Origin of the sequence: Nonomuraea sp. JJY05, from assembly GCF_043496855.1 — a bacterium.
Lineage (GTDB): Bacteria > Actinomycetota > Actinomycetes > Streptosporangiales > Streptosporangiaceae > Nonomuraea.
On record NZ_JBIEIS010000049.1, the window covers coordinates 26,992 to 41,026 of the forward strand.

General features: G+C 65.1%; 11 protein-coding genes and 2 pseudogenes. 1 reads left to right on the forward strand and 12 read right to left on the reverse strand.

The genetic code is table 11. The features are described 5' to 3' along the window. Positions 1-99: 99 nt before the first annotated feature. The gene (locus ACFKCF_RS50015; protein ID WP_394502911.1) at positions 100-774 is read left to right on the forward strand and encodes a hypothetical protein; all 675 of its coding nucleotides are present in this window, start codon (positions 100-102) and stop codon (positions 772-774) included. Positions 775-873: 99 nt separating this feature from the next. On the opposite strand, the pseudogene ACFKCF_RS50020 reads toward ACFKCF_RS50015, so the two are convergent. The 12 genes and pseudogenes from ACFKCF_RS50020 to ACFKCF_RS50075 form a co-directional block, all read right to left on the reverse strand. Further along, positions 874-1,070: pseudogene (locus ACFKCF_RS50020) on the reverse strand (transposase family protein); the annotation flags it as partial. 22 nt (positions 1,071-1,092) lie between these two features. Further along, positions 1,093-2,463: a transposase gene (locus tag ACFKCF_RS50025; protein ID WP_394502913.1), complete on the reverse strand. Its 1,371-nt coding sequence runs from the start codon at positions 2,461-2,463 to the stop codon at positions 1,093-1,095. Further along, on the reverse strand, positions 2,460-2,726 hold the full coding sequence (locus tag ACFKCF_RS50030; RefSeq protein ID WP_394502915.1) for a transposase: 267 nt from the start codon (positions 2,724-2,726) through the stop codon (positions 2,460-2,462). Before ACFKCF_RS50030 ends, ACFKCF_RS50025 begins: the two co-directional genes overlap by 4 nt. 197 nt (positions 2,727-2,923) lie before the next feature. Further along, positions 2,924-3,203 (reverse strand): annotated as a pseudogene (locus ACFKCF_RS50035) (transposase family protein); the annotation flags it as partial. A 116-nt stretch (positions 3,204-3,319) separates the two neighbouring features. After that, positions 3,320-3,835: a hypothetical protein gene (locus tag ACFKCF_RS50040; protein WP_394502917.1), complete on the reverse strand. Its 516-nt coding sequence runs from the start codon at positions 3,833-3,835 to the stop codon at positions 3,320-3,322. Then, a complete protein-coding gene (locus tag ACFKCF_RS50045) occupies positions 3,819-4,847 on the reverse strand; it encodes a hypothetical protein (RefSeq protein ID WP_394502919.1) in 1,029 nt (342 codons plus the stop codon). The genes ACFKCF_RS50040 and ACFKCF_RS50045 overlap by 17 nt, the downstream gene beginning before the upstream one ends. A 561-nt stretch (positions 4,848-5,408) precedes the next feature. Then, positions 5,409-6,596 carry a hypothetical protein gene (locus tag ACFKCF_RS50050; protein WP_364856681.1) on the reverse strand — a complete coding sequence of 396 codons (1,188 nt, stop codon included), beginning with the start codon at positions 6,594-6,596 and terminating at the stop codon, positions 5,409-5,411. Further along, positions 6,593-9,520, reverse strand: a complete 2,928-nt coding sequence (locus tag ACFKCF_RS50055) for an AAA domain-containing protein (protein WP_364856683.1) — start codon at positions 9,518-9,520, stop codon at positions 6,593-6,595. Before ACFKCF_RS50055 ends, ACFKCF_RS50050 begins: the two co-directional genes overlap by 4 nt. Positions 9,521-9,536: 16 nt before the next feature. After that, positions 9,537-10,619, reverse strand: a complete 1,083-nt coding sequence (locus ACFKCF_RS50060) for a hypothetical protein (protein WP_364856685.1) — start codon at positions 10,617-10,619, stop codon at positions 9,537-9,539. Between the two features lie 184 nt (positions 10,620-10,803). Next, complete coding sequence (locus ACFKCF_RS50065; protein ID WP_394502921.1) at positions 10,804-12,438, reverse strand: DNA methyltransferase; 1,635 nt, start codon at positions 12,436-12,438, stop codon at positions 10,804-10,806. Next, positions 12,435-12,662: a hypothetical protein gene (locus ACFKCF_RS50070; RefSeq protein WP_394502923.1), complete on the reverse strand. Its 228-nt coding sequence runs from the start codon at positions 12,660-12,662 to the stop codon at positions 12,435-12,437. Before ACFKCF_RS50070 ends, ACFKCF_RS50065 begins: the two co-directional genes overlap by 4 nt. Before the next feature lie 258 nt (positions 12,663-12,920). After that, on the reverse strand, positions 12,921-13,853 hold the full coding sequence (locus ACFKCF_RS50075; RefSeq protein WP_394502925.1) for an HNH endonuclease: 933 nt from the start codon (positions 13,851-13,853) through the stop codon (positions 12,921-12,923). Between the last annotated feature and the right edge of the window lie 182 nt (positions 13,854-14,035).

The following is a 14,035-nucleotide window of genomic DNA, read 5'->3' on the forward strand; positions in this document are numbered from 1 at the left end:
TGACAAAGCACGACCACATCGTATGATCTGATCGCGGCGGGAAGGGGTTCGCGTCCCCTTCCCGCCGCGTCCTCAATGCCAGCAAGGATCTGCAAGTCGATGTTCGACATCACCTGGATCGACCTCATCTGCCTCACCGCCGTCAAAGGTCATGACATCGAGTCAGTCCGCCGGGCCGTCGGCGTGGAGTCACCGTTCCGCCGCGCCGACCAGATACGCCTCGACAGAAATCCCCCTCCAGAGCTCGTTACGATCTCCTCGTGGAGCGAAGGCATCCTCATTTGCCAACGTGGCTCCGGAACCCGATGCGCCAAACCTGAGACGCTGGCCGCTCTGGCAACTGGCGGTCGCTCCGTAATGACGGCCTGCTGGCATGACCGGGGCATCAGCCCCATGTGGCCGGGATGGGAGAATCTCCTCGCACTCGCGGCAGACGGCCAACTGCTCTCCGCGCTCGATCCCTCGGACGTACCGGGCCGACGGTTCGGTCATGACACTGCGGCCCTCGACCCCTACCTCGTCGGCGCACGCTTCGACTATGAGACGGTTCCTGTGCGAAGGATGGCCGATCAGGAAATCGGCTACGGCGCCGAGGGTTCCGTCACCGTGGCTCACTGGCGATATGCCTGTATCACGGCTCTGGAAAGATTCATGTGTGCCGATCTTGAGGAGAGTATGGTGAGTCCCGATAATCTAGACCACCACTTCATCCTCAGCACATCCCTGCCGATTGCACCGATTCTCCTGTCGGAATTCATGCACATGCCTGGGTGAAGCTGGCGGGCATTCGCCGAGTGACCAGCTCGCAGACGGTGTGCTGCTCGATTCGCGACGTCAGGCCGCGACTGACTGTCAGTGAACCCATTTTCAGGCTCACGCGGCTTGGGCAATGCGATGGTTCTGAAGAACGGTGATGGCCTTGCAGAGGTGGCCAACCTTTGACGGGCTGCAGCGGAGCTTTCGGAGGATCTTCCAGCTTTTGAGCTGGGCGTTTGCGCGTTCGCCGGGCCCACGGAGCTTGGCGTGGCGCGATTGGCCCGCTTCTGAGGCTCTGGCTTGTTCTTGCCCTTGACCCTGCTGGCTAACTCGGGTTCAGACCGTGAGGGTCTGGCCGAGTCGGGCGAGGTGGCTCGTACGAGTGCGGTCGAGGGGGTGGCCGTTCCACCAGGCATCGAGCCGGGTGAGATTGAGAGCAGTGGCTGAGATGACGTGTTCGAGGTGGACCTTGCGCAGTCCGCGATAGCGGGCTCGGCGGATGCCGGTGATGGCGATGGCTTGCCGGATGGTGCCCTCTACTCCGGCGCGGATCTTGTACTTGTGCTGCCAGTCTTGGCTGCTCTGCTGGGTGCGGGCGGTGTCGAGGGCTTGTTGCTGGGCTTGGGTGTGACGCAGGGTGATCTGGCGTCGGCCGCTGGTGCATGCGGTCCTGGCGGGGCAGGGCGTGCAGGTCTTGGCGGAGAATCTGACCACGATGGTGTCCAGGCCGCGCTGGATGGTCGGGGTCCAGGAGATGCTGGTCTGTCCTTGGGGGCAGGTGGCTTGCTTGGCGTTCCAGTCGATGGTGAACGCGGCCCGGCCGTATCCGGTGGCGGCGCGGGCCTGGGGCGAGGAGTCGAACCGCACCGGTGCGACCAAGGCCAGCCCGTAAAGATCACGGGCTGAGACGATCAGCTCGGCTGTGGCGTATCCGGAATCGACATAGTGCTCGGCCGGAAGCAAATTCCGCCGCTGGAGTCCTTGATGGATCGAGGCCGTCATGGCCATGTCCGCGACGGTCGCGTCGGTCGTCGCCACGTTCGTGATCAGGTTCGGCGGTGAGCTCGCGTCGCCGTCCTCGCCGTTCCTGCTGGTGCCGCAGGTTTCGCTGATGTGGACCTTGTAGCCGTTCCAGAACACGTCGGCCTTGGCCGACCAGCGCGTGTCGAGATCGTAGGGCGAGGCCAGCCGGTGTCTGCCGGGCGGCAGCCCCGCTCCGCCGTCGCGCAGGGGCCGCCGCCGTTCGACCACCTCCCGTCCGCGGGCGTCAACGGTCCGGGTGAAGTTCTGGATCAACATCACGCGCAACGCCTGCACCGCGGGCAGTTCCCGCAGCCAGGCAGGGGAGAACGGCGCGTAGAGGGCCGCGCAGAGTGCGTACCCGTCAGCGCCGTAGGCCCGCGCGAGCTGCTCCTGCGCGGTCTTGGAGGCCGGCAGCCGCCAGGAGTCGATTCGCGCCTGATACCGATCCGCCCAGTCCGGCACCTCCAGCACCTGTTCCACCCAGCCGGGCGCGGCTGCGGCGAGGACTTCCAAGGCGGCCCGCACACATTCGCCGGCCAACTCCACCCGGTTCAGGTCCCGCACCGCCGAGATCACGTGTGTGGCATCGGTGCGCTGTTTCCCGCCTGCTTTCACCAAGCCTCTGGCCTGCAGCGTCTCCAGCAGCAGGTCCAGAACCCGCTCCTCCAGCCCATGGGCGATCACCCGGGCCGGAACTCACTCAACACACTCGCGTCGAACCCCGGATCATCCAGCTCCAGCCCCAGCGCGTACTTCCACGACAGATCCGTCCGGACCGCTTCAGCGGCCCGCCGATCGGTCAGGTTCTCCACCCGCTGCAGCACCGTGATCAACGCCAGGCGACCCGGAGACCAGCCTGGTCGCCCCTCCGTCCCGAACGCGGCCACGAACTGCTCATCGGCGAACAACTCACCCAGCTCATCCCGCACCCGAACCGGTAACGGCATCTCTCGCCGCCCCCGATACATCGCTCGGATCGCCTCCGCCACCAACGGCGACGGCTCCGGCCACGGACATGGCTGCACAGACACCAAACCACCCCAAACGCAGCCGGGATAGGGGAACGACGGCCGCCCTTCATGATCCACCTGACCTAGTAGATCCCGAACCACACCACGCACGTTGCGAGTTAGCCAGCAGGGTCGCCCTTGTACGGGGTGACGACCGGGCCCTCGGCTCCCTGGTACGCCTTGTCGGCCAAGGTGATGATTCCGCCGTCTCCAGCGCACGTAGGATGCCCCAGATGAGGGCGGCGCTCAGATCGTGGGCTTTGCCAGGCAGCGCTCCGGAGGTCCACAGGATCGTCCCGTCCGGGGAGGCGATGACCTGGACGTTCATCCCGTGCACGCGGTGCTTGCCGGAAAGTACGGCCGATCGGCGGCGATCCGATCGATGCGGATCAGCGTGCCGTCCAGCACCAGGTAATGCAGCCCGCCCCGCTTCGCCTCACCCTCGACGTCCCGGCAAAACCATGACCGACCCTATGAATTCAACCTGTATAGCTCGTCAGTGGCGCAGGCAGTTGGCGTTCGGCGACACGTCATGCACTGCTCCTTCTACGCTGCCAGATTTGGGCGTGAACCCCCTCTCGCCGCTCGGTGGCGGCGCTCTGTTGGCGGTGGGCTAGGGCAACGCGCAGGTCATCCACTGTCGCGTGCAACCCATCGATCGAGCTCATGATGGCGGCTAGACGCTCGCTGATTTCGTCCGATACCAAGGAAATGGCGGCGACGTCGGCCTGCCCATGGGTCTTGATTCCGTTCAAAAAGATATCGAGTCTATTGAGTTTGGTGTCGAGAGCGGGAATGTGGTCGCTAATCACCTGCTTGGCATACTTGAGTGTGTTGCCTTCAAGTGCCCGATTTTGCTTCTCCTTTTCTAGTCGAGTTTTCAGTTTCGTGCGCGTGCTCCGGACCTTGGCGATGGCCTCGCGGGTGTTGGTGAAGATATCCTTGAACTCGTCGGCGGCAACGGCGCTTTCCAATTTCGCGCGTTTAGTCTGCAATTCGTTACCCCATTTTCGCAAGAACTCAGGAAGGCTATCTTCCCGTGCCACGCTGCGCTGGCCAACGCTGATTCACGTAGGTCTCGAATTCAGTGAGTGAAGCCTTGGCATCGGTGATAGCGGAACTTTGGGACGGCGGGTATCGTAGGGCGCCGAGTTGCTTGATGAGCGCGTTCAGCTCCCTGCGGACGCCGCCGACGTTGGTTAATCGCCTGAGAGACATCTGCAACTCGCCCGCCTTGCTCAGCATCGTGTCCGCAACCGTCACGATCCTGGCCTCGCTCATGGCCAAGACGAGGTCGTCGCCCATGGCTATTAGGTCTAGTGCTTGGCGTTCTGCGATGGCGGAAGGGCCCGGTGTGGTCTCTCGCGTGGTCTTGTTCCGGCGTACGGGAAGCGTGGTCACCGACGCCGCGTTCCTCGCCGGAACAGTCGCCGGGAGTCTGTCCTGGCGATGGCGAGTGGGGCGGGTCTGCCTGGATTGTCCAGCCAACTCGGGATTGACGAGGAGGCGGGTGGCGAGAGCGGCCACCTCGAGGAACCACCAGCGATCCTCCACGGGGAGGTCATCGCGCGCTACGTAACGGAGCGCGCACCCGACCGTCACAAGCAGGTTCTGCTCCGCCCACCTGTGTGTTGACTTCCTCTCCTGAGCCCAAGTCTGTGCAGCGGTGTGAATGAGATCGGCGACTTCGAGGTAGCCCTTGACCGGTGGGGATGCGGCGACTGAGTGTGGCCTGACCACGAGCTCGGCGAGGGTGGAGCGCAGTGCACTGGCCGGAGTCAGACCAGGCAACCACTCTTGGGCGATGGACAGCAGCAACTTCGTGGCATCGCGGCTGACCGGCGCTTCATGCGAGAAGCGGCCCACATCGATGAGCTGGAATTCATCCCGGATGGACTTCTTGATGAGCCCATGTTCTGGCACGAGAATGTTGCGCACATGAAGATCGCCGTGGCCAAATCCACGCCAGACCTCGAACTGGGTGGTGGCACTCTGCAGTGCCCCGCTTACCAGCGCCAGAGGGTTGGGCAGGCCGCCCTCTCTGCCGGGCAACTGCACCAGTCGCTCCTCCAGTCCGATGTTGTTCGCCTGAGCGGTCCAGGTCGCGGCCGCGCCTGCCGAAAACTACATCCATGTAGTTCAAGCCGCATGTGACTACTTGTGGATGACTCCGCCGAGCCGGTCTCTTCGGCGTATGTTCAGGTCGGTGATTCGCGTCGGATCCATGATCGGATCGGGGACGGTGCGTAGCGGGGCGGCTTGGTCCGGGGCTTGATGTGGTCGGTGCTGTCGGTATCAGCTACTCGACGCTGTACCAGATGATGAATCAGGGGGATGTCGAGTGGGTTGCTATCGGCTCACGCAAGTTCATTTCCCGGGAGCACTTGATGGAGTTCATCAAGGCCAATACGCACAAGGGGTACTACGTCGCCCGAGGATGATGGCAGTTCGTGAAGCACCGACCGTAGCTACTGTCCGAAATCAAGGAAGAATTGTTCAAGACAGTCGGCCAATGGCTGGCGAGGGCGTGCCGGATCGGGCGCATAAGCGGACGATGATCTTCGACATCTCTCAGGACGGCAGAAGAGAAGGGCATACCTGAGAGACCCGGACGGATCTTCATCCTTCGCCGAGGTCGATAGTGCCGTATCCGGCTTCGCGGGCGTGCCTTTGCAGGTCATCGATGGTGACGTGGGCGTCCGGTTCGAGCTGGCGGCAGACGCGTTCGAGGAATGCCGTCACTTCTGGCACCGTGCGGCGGGTCGCCGTGGCGTAGGCCAAGGCTCGGTTGAGGACGGCCTTGGTCCGAGTAGGGGCGTCGTCGCACCACAGTTGGAGGACGTGGCTGCGCGGTGCAACGTACGAGCCGAGCATCCTCAGGGAGAAGGTGCCCTTGTCCCGTGCCCCGACCGTGCGGCCCAAGTAGCGGGAAGGCGGCAGGACGAGCCGGAAGCTGTAGTGGTCGACCCAGGCAAGTGCCTGCGGGGCGATCCCTCGTTCGCGCATCCACTCCGCGAAATGGTCGCGCGGCTGCTCGGAGTCGGAGCTCTCCATCACGTGCGTGGCCGTCGGCCAGGAGTTGAGGATCTCCTCCAGGTGATGGTCCCGTAGCTCGGCGACGCCGGAGTAGACGAGCGTCGTGAGCCGCTGGCCGTCGTGCGCCCTGACGGTGTAGCAGGGCAGGAACGCCCGGCCCACCTCTAGGACCTCGAGGTTGAGCAGCTCGTCCGGCAAGTCGTACTCGCCCCGGTCGGGACGCCGGCCAAGCTCCCCGACGGCGCCCGGACGGAAGCCACACGCCTCGGGGAGGAGGCGGAAGGCCCGCTGGGCGTATGCGGCATCCCGGTCGAGGATCTGGACGCCGCGGGTGTAGTGGGCGGTACGCAGTGGCTCGCATCGCACGCCGTCGAAGTACAGGCGTAGCCGTTCCTGCTTCTCGGTGTAGCGGCGGTCGTCGCGGACCGACCGCAGGCCGCGCTCGGTGAGGGAGAGGGCGTCGGCGCTGCCCTGCAGGTGGCCGATGCCGCCCAGGAAGCGCAGCACCCGGTCGACCATGTGCTCGGAGACGCCCAGGAACGCGGCGATGTCCTGGAGGCGGGTGAACCGGCCCTCGGCGATGGCGAGGCCGACGTACCGGTCGAGGAGGTCGAACGGGCCGCGTTCCTCGATGATCGCCGAAAGCTCCGCAGCGTGTAGGGGGAAGGCGAGCGCGTGGATCCGTAGTGGCCGGATGCCGGGCAGGTCGGCGGCGTGTTCCAGGGCGCGGGTCTGGGGGTACAGGATCGTGTCGGCCGACGTGCTGCTCATGGGCTCTCCCCGAGGCGTCGCATGATCTCGCGGTAGCCGCGCAGGTCCCCTGGGGTTCGCACGTGGTCGTGCAGCGCCTGTGCGAGGTCGCGGAAGCCGGGGTCGGTGGCGTTGAGGAGCGTGGTGAGATCACCGACGAGGATCAGCCGCTGCTTGGCACGGGAGAAGGCCACGTTGGAGCGGCGTACCTCGCGGAGGAAGCCGACGTTGCGGTACGGGTTGCTGACCGTGAACCCGAAGAGGATCGTGTCATGCTGGCCGCCCTGGAACGAGTCGACGGTCGCCACCCGGCGGGCGACGACGCTCTCGTCGCCGATGCGCCGGGCGAGCAGTGAGGTGACCAAGCCGATCTGAGCCGAGTACGGGAGAATGACCGCCCAGTCATCGGACTGCGCGTGGTAGTGGGCCGCCAGGAGCGCCAGCAGCCTGGCCTCGCACTCGTTCAGCCGGCTGTCCTTGGGCCAGGGCTCGTCCGCGCGGGGTTTGCGGTCGCGCCGCGCGCGCTCTGGGAGCTCCGCGGTGTCGACGAACGCCACGGGAGCGGCGAACAGGTCGTCGTGGTGGACCCGTCTCACGTCGGTTTCCAGGAGACCGCCGTAGAAGTGGCGGGAGATGAAGCGGGCCAAGCTCTCGGGCATCCGCCGCTGGAAGCGCAGCAGCTCCTTGTTCTCCGGGGGCGTCGAGGGGAACAGTAGCTCGAAGGCGCTGTCGGTGATGAGCCGGGCCAGCCCGGAATCGCCGGGGTGCTCCGCCGCGGCCCAGGCGACCAGCCGCTGATCCGGCAGCGGCGGCAGCTGGACGTGGTCGCCGACGAGGACGGCCCTGCGTGCCCGGACCAGCGGGACGAGCAGGTCGGCCGTGCTGATCTGGCCGGCTTCGTCGACGATGGCCACGTCGAAGTCGACGTTGTCGAGATGCTCGCTCGTCGCGGTGCCGATGCAGGTCGCGCCGATCACGTCGGCGTATCTGACGAGCTCGCCGTACAACTGCTCGGTGCGCCGCTCGAGTTGTCCGCGCCAGGACGTCAGGAGATCGAGCCGCCTGCGCATCAGCCCGAGTGCCGAGCCCGCGCCGGGCAGGAACGCGGCCAACTTCGCCGGGTCGGCACTGATCTCGGGCGTCTCGCCGTCGAGCAGTCCGCGCAGGGACGTGGCGACCTGCGCGGCCCGCTCGGCGCGGGTTCGTTGCCCGGCCAGGTCGCGCTCGTGAGCCCGGCGGGCGGCCACGAGGTCGGGATGCGTGGCACGGACCTGGTCGAGCTCAGCCGCCAATCGTGCCCGGTCCTGCGCGATCGCGGCCAGCGTCCGACGGATGCCGTCGGACTCGGCGGCCGTCGCGGACCGCTCCCCTTGGAGGCGGGTGAGCCGCCGCAGGAAGAACCGGCCGACCAGCGGGAGGTCGGCGGCCCGCCGCGCCCTGCCCAGCGCGAGGTCGAGCCGCTGAAGGGCCTGGACGTGCGCGGCGAGCAGCTCCTCGTGGCGGCGCCCCTCGTCGTCCAGGGCACTCGTCCGCCGTCGAAGATCGGCCGTCACGGCATCTTCCCGCTCGGCCAGCGCGGCGGCGCTCCGCCGGACGTCCGCACCAGCCTCCTCCAGACGCCGCAGATCCTCGACGAGCTGCCGGAACAGGGCGTCCGCCGGGCCATCCGAAGCCGCGGCGCCGTAGCGGGCGAGGACGGGCTCCGTCCGCTCGGCGATACGCCGCTGGAGCTCGACCGCCCGCGCCTCCAGCATCAGGTGCTCGCAGCCCGGTGTGACGCCGTCCTCCCGGCCGATCCGCAGGACCAGCAGGTCCTCCGGCAGGTCCTGGAGCACGTTGTCGACCGCTCGGTTGGTGTAGGAGGAGATGAGGACCTTGCGCTGCTCCTCGGCGCAGGCCAGGACGACCTGGCGGATGGTGTGCGTCTTGCCGGTGCCGGGCGGTCCCTGGATGAGGGCGAGGTCGGGAACGGTCAGCGCCTTGTGAAAGGCGCTGAGCTGGCTGGCGTCCAGATGCTCGCGGGGACGGCGCCCGAGCGCGGGGGCGAAGGGCTGGAAGCGGCGGTCGACCAGCGTGGTCAGCAGCAGCGGATTGCGGGCGCGGCCCTCCCGCAGCATCTCGATGGCCGCCCGCTTCTTGTCGTAGGCGATCAGGTTGGGCGATTCGGCGAAGGCGCCGCTCTCAGGAATGCGGCCGAAGTCCACGGGCCGTTCGAACCGTACCGTTGCCACGCCCTCGTCGATCCGCTCGATCCGGCCGCGCAGGTCGGGGTCGCCGTCGATGTGCACGCGGGTGCCGGCGGTCAGCCGGTTGGCGTCGATGAGCTGGAAGGCGTGCACCGACCGTGCGGAGCGGCGGGTCGCGGCCACCGGAGTGACGCGGTGGTACGGGACGAGCCGGCTGGCGTCACCGGCCGAGGACTCGATTCGTCGTCCCTGGTCCACCAGTGTGGCGAGCCGGTCGAGATAGGCGGTGTGGGAGGCCCGTACCGTGGAGTCTTGATCGGGCGGCGCGGTGACGCCGGTGGCCCAGGCGGTCTGGACGGCTGGCCAGCCGGAGGAGTGATGCAGCTGGTAGGGGTGGTCGAAGACCCGCCATTGCCCGGCGCGCAGCAGCAGGCCGCCCCGCACGATCTGGTCGTGGTCGCTGAAGCGCATCGGATGGATCCAGCCGATCCGGTAGCCGCGCAAGTCCTGGGTGGGGAAGAGCATGAGCGCGTATCGGCCGTCGATGTAGATTTTGAGGAAGTCGTCCCGGCCCTCGCGGCCGCGTTCCAGGCGAGCGGGGATCAGATTCTGCGGGCCGGCCGCCCACAGGTCGTGGCAGATCCCTTCCAGCCCTGGTAGTAGGGGATGGCGTTCGCGCTGTCCGACCAGTTTGCTGGGAAAGTTCTTGGACCAGAGCAGACCGACCTCGGGACCGAGGTCGACGACCCTTCTCTCCACGATCTGCTCCTTCGCCTCAGATGCGCAGTTCCGCGCCGAGTTCCGCGATGTCGCCGCGCTTGGCCGGGTCGGGTGAGAGCGCGCGGTTGAGGGCGCGGGCGAAGCGCTCCGGGACGGCGGGGTTCAGGACTGCGGCCGAGACGAGCGGCACAGGTGGGCGCCCGGTTACCGTCATGTGGATCAGCTCGGCCAGCCGGCGGATGTCCTCGGCGGGTTCGGTGGGATGCAGGAATGCATGGCCGGCGTCGCGCAGGAAGAGCCCTCCGTCCCGGTCGGTCATGATCGAATCAGGGTGGAGGGCGCCATGGGCGAGGCCTCTGGCATGCAGGGAGGCCAGCCCTTCGCAGAGCCCGGCGGCTCCGGCGGCCAGGACACGTATGGCCTCGGCCTCGCGGCCCCGGCCGCCATAGAAGTGGGCCAGGGTGGTGAACGAGGGAACCGCGGTGACCAGCACCGCCGTCTCCGCCGTCATGGATGCCGCGACGGGCGGCGGCAGGCCGGGGAGTGCCTCGGTGAGCAGGCCGGCCTCGTCGGCCAGGGCGACGCGGCGTTCCAGAGCCTCGGAACCCGGCCATCTGGTGGCGATCCTGCGGATCCAGACGTGACGGCCGTCCGGCGCGAATGCGAACGCCCGGGACACGATCGCTGTGCCGTCCGCGGACCTCTTCTCCTCGGGATCGCTCGTGACCCGGTAGGCGACGTCCCCGATCTCTACGATCTCGCCGAGGCCCATCGGCTCTTCGTCGAGTGGCTTGTCGGGCTCCGGTCGGGCCCGTTCGACGACCACCCACCCCTCATGCTCGGCCTTGATGGCGCGCAGATGCTCATCCGGCCACAGGCCCGGCTCTTTGTCGATAGTTCGATGGCAGCTCGGGCACAGCAACATGAGGTTGCCGAGGCCATCGACTTCCGCCGGCCTGGCCGCCTCCCGGCGAGGCCCGTCCGGGGAGTGCGGCGCGATGTGACCCATCTCGCCGATGTGGTGGGTGCCGCCCTCGATGTCCAGGGGTCTGCGGCATATGGTGCATCGCCTGTCGGTCGCGTCGAAGAGTGCGCGCCGGATCTCGTTGGGGATGTGCCTGCGCTGAGCTTGCGCCACCCGAGGATGGTAGCGACTGCTGCTCCCAGACGACGGCTGTCCCGCAGAAGTCCCGCGCCTCGCTGCACCAGTTGCTTGCCATCGGCAATCCGTCATGATCTAAGGCATGCGATGTGGAACGGCGTAATCACTCTGACGGACACGCTGCCGCTGACCGTCCAGGCCGCGTACCTGCATCGCGAAGTCAGTCGAGTGTCAGTTGCGTGTGTGCTGCGGGCCGGCGTTGTGCTTGTATATAGGGTAGAAGTGCGGGTGGAAGTTCGGGGCGTGTTCCAGTGAGAAGCTCTTCTACTGTAATTAATTGAAGTTTAGGGTAGGACCGGCCATGGCGTTCGGCATGGAAGAGTCCGGACCTGTTGACCTCGTGGAGCATTCCTCGTGTCGGGCGCTCCAAGGTAATAAGGATGCCGCCTGCAGCTCCTTGATGGCCGACGGCACCAGCGAGATCACGGACCATATGAGGGCCGAGCTGTCGCCCGCCTTTGACAGAGATCAAAACCCGATCGGTTCCGCCTCGGCCGTCGATAGGAAATCTAATTACACCGTCGAAGCCCTTGTCGCCGACTTGCCTCTCGTTAGGCTGTCCGTCGATGAGGGAGACCGCCCAGCGTTCGAACTCGAACGGGGATCGATGGAACAGTGAACGAGCTGCTTCTATATCGTGAGGTATGCCTAGGACTGTAAAGGAGTCCATAACTGCATCGCCGTACACTCCACGCAGGCGCTTTTCGATCAAATCTATCGCAAGATATGTGATGTCTATTCCTATCCAACGACGGCCCATTTTCTGGGCTGCGTCGATAGCGGTACCACAGCCACAGAATGGGTCTAGCACAACTTGGCCAGGGTTGCTGCTAGCGGAGACGATGCGTTCCAAGAGCTTAAGTGGCTTCTGCGTCGGGTACCCCAGACGTTCCTTGTCTGCAGAGGTGAGCCGGATGTCGGTCCAGACGTCTTGCAGAGGAACCCCTGACTGCTCATCCAGATAGCGCTTGAACACCGGCATCCCGGTTCTACGGAACTCTATCCGGCCTTCTGCCAGCAGCTGGTCGAGCTTCTCGCGGGAGTATGCCCAATGCCGACCGCGGTATGGGCGGACGCCCTGCCATTCAAAGTCGACATCACCGCCGGGTTTTGCGGCGGTCAAATCGCCTCGCCGATATCGCCTCCCCGTCTCAGCTTCGACGTGTGTGTAGTTCTTTTCGATTGACTTCGGATCGAAGGGGGTGTATTGAACGTTCCAGATGAATGTCCTGCCCGCAGTATAGAAAAGAATCACATCGTGTGATCTGCCATAACGTAGGGAATCATTCTTCGCGCCTGCCCGCAGCCAGGAAATCTCGTTCCGGAAATTCTCGCCACCAAATATCGCATCGAGTAGGATTTTTAGGTAGTGCGATGCGGTCGGATCGCAGTGAAGATAGAGCGAACCGGTGGGCTTCATAACGCGATACAGCTCTATCAGCCGAGCGGCCATCATTACCAGATAGGCCAGCACATCATTAGTTCCCAGCACCCTGCGCATAGCTTCCATCGCGTCCGCGAGTCGTGCAGGGGCGCCGCCGTTCAATAGTTGTTGATATTGAGCTTCGCTCTCCTGGCTCCATGTCCATGTGTCGTCGAATGCCTCTATCTGGGCTTGAGACTCTTGGCCTGTGCGATGACGGAAAAGGACGTTGTAGGAGCGGTTGGAGTTGAATGGCGGATCGAGGTAGACGAGGTCAACGGATCGGTCGTCGATGTGTCGGCGGAGTATGTCGAGATTATCGCCATAGAAGAGGCGATTTCTCCATGCATCCAGCATTGGCACCCGCTTCATGCAACCGAGCCGCTTTGATAGATGGATCTCCCTTTTTTATAGATCGGAACTTGGAACGAGGCAATATGAAACTGTGTTCGATATACGATGGAGTTCCGGTCGATCGAAAGCTCGTCGAGCTGCAAGTGGCTGATCTCCGGCTGGATGCCGTCGAAGCGCCAGACGACGGGGCAGTCAGCGAACCAGTACCCATCCCTGGCGAAACGCACGAGCACGAATCCCATCAGACGCCGGCCACCAAGCGCGGCCAGTCCGGTCCATGTTCCTTGCGGACGGCCTCAAATCCGACGAGAAGATTGGTTCGAAGCCGGAGATGCCCATCACGAGAGGTGATTGTTTAGGGCCGCCGCGGAACCCGGCCGGCCAAATCTACTGGCAGGCCCTATGGCCCAGCCTGACATTGGCTTCCAGACGGATGACGCGGTTGATGTGCCCTTCGACCGAGCCGGAAGTGAAGGGAGAGCCGGATCTGTCAGGGCAGCCTATGTGCGTAAGAAGACCTCGTCGACGTGCCACTCGAGGGTCTCGGGATGGGGTCGGTCTCGTGGTCGGATCGGGACGTGAATTTCCTGTCCGGCCCGGCGGTAGAACTCCTCGCCGTTGCCGAACTCCTCGCGCAGTCTGGGGCTGACCAGCAGGCGATGCTTGGGATCGATCGCTAAGTAGCCTCGGTCGAACAGCGTGTGGATGTCCGAGCGGAGAAGTAGCCCGTTGTCCAGGCGATGCTGACCGCCTGCTGCGACTGGGCGGATGTGGGCCGCCTGCAGGACCGGTCGGATTCTGTCACCGCTGATCGCGCACCGGCGTTCGTAGGCGTGCAGGACCACGGCCTGAAAGGCCAGCTGGCCGAGCCTGCGAGGGGCCAGCCGTGGATCCCCATAGACCGGCCCGTCACGGTGCCACGGCTCGGACAGGTCGATGTTGACGCCGATGCCGATTCTGTGCAGCAGGTCATGGAAGTAGTCGGCGGCCGGGTGGCTTGCGAGGTCGTAGCTTTTGCCCTGCACGATGTTGGATGCGAAGTCCGGGGGCGGGCCGGCAATTCGATCGTCGGGGAAGAAGAAGGCGGCGCGGATGATGACGCAGCCGATGACCGGGTCCTCTCCGGGGTCTATCGGCTGGCTGCGGTATCGCCCGACCTGGTGGCGTAACTCGCCGAGGCTTGATGAGCCGTTGCCTTGTCCGAAGAACTCCCAGGCCTCTGAGACGCGAAGCGGGGCGAAGCCGCTGAAGAAGCCACCGCCGACTACGCGGTTGTGTGGGTGATGGGTCTTGAAGAAGAACGGTTCGCCGTGGTCAAGCGCGCGGAATTCGCGGCTGCTGGAGGGGCGCCAGAAGTTGACCTCGGTGAGCGATGGGCGTGCGGAGAGGAACCGGTACCAACTTCCGTCAGTGACCCCGACGTACACCTTCACGAGGGCAATTGTGCAGGTTTTTGATCAGGCCTGCCAGCAGGCCGTTGGTTGATCTTCGTGGTGAGGTTTCTTCTCGTCAATGGTCCACAACCGGACCATTGCGCCACGTCCCCCGCAGACGGGAATGCCGGCCGATGTACGTGCTCATGTGGCTGGCGGTGCTGTTGATCGGGACGGGCCCG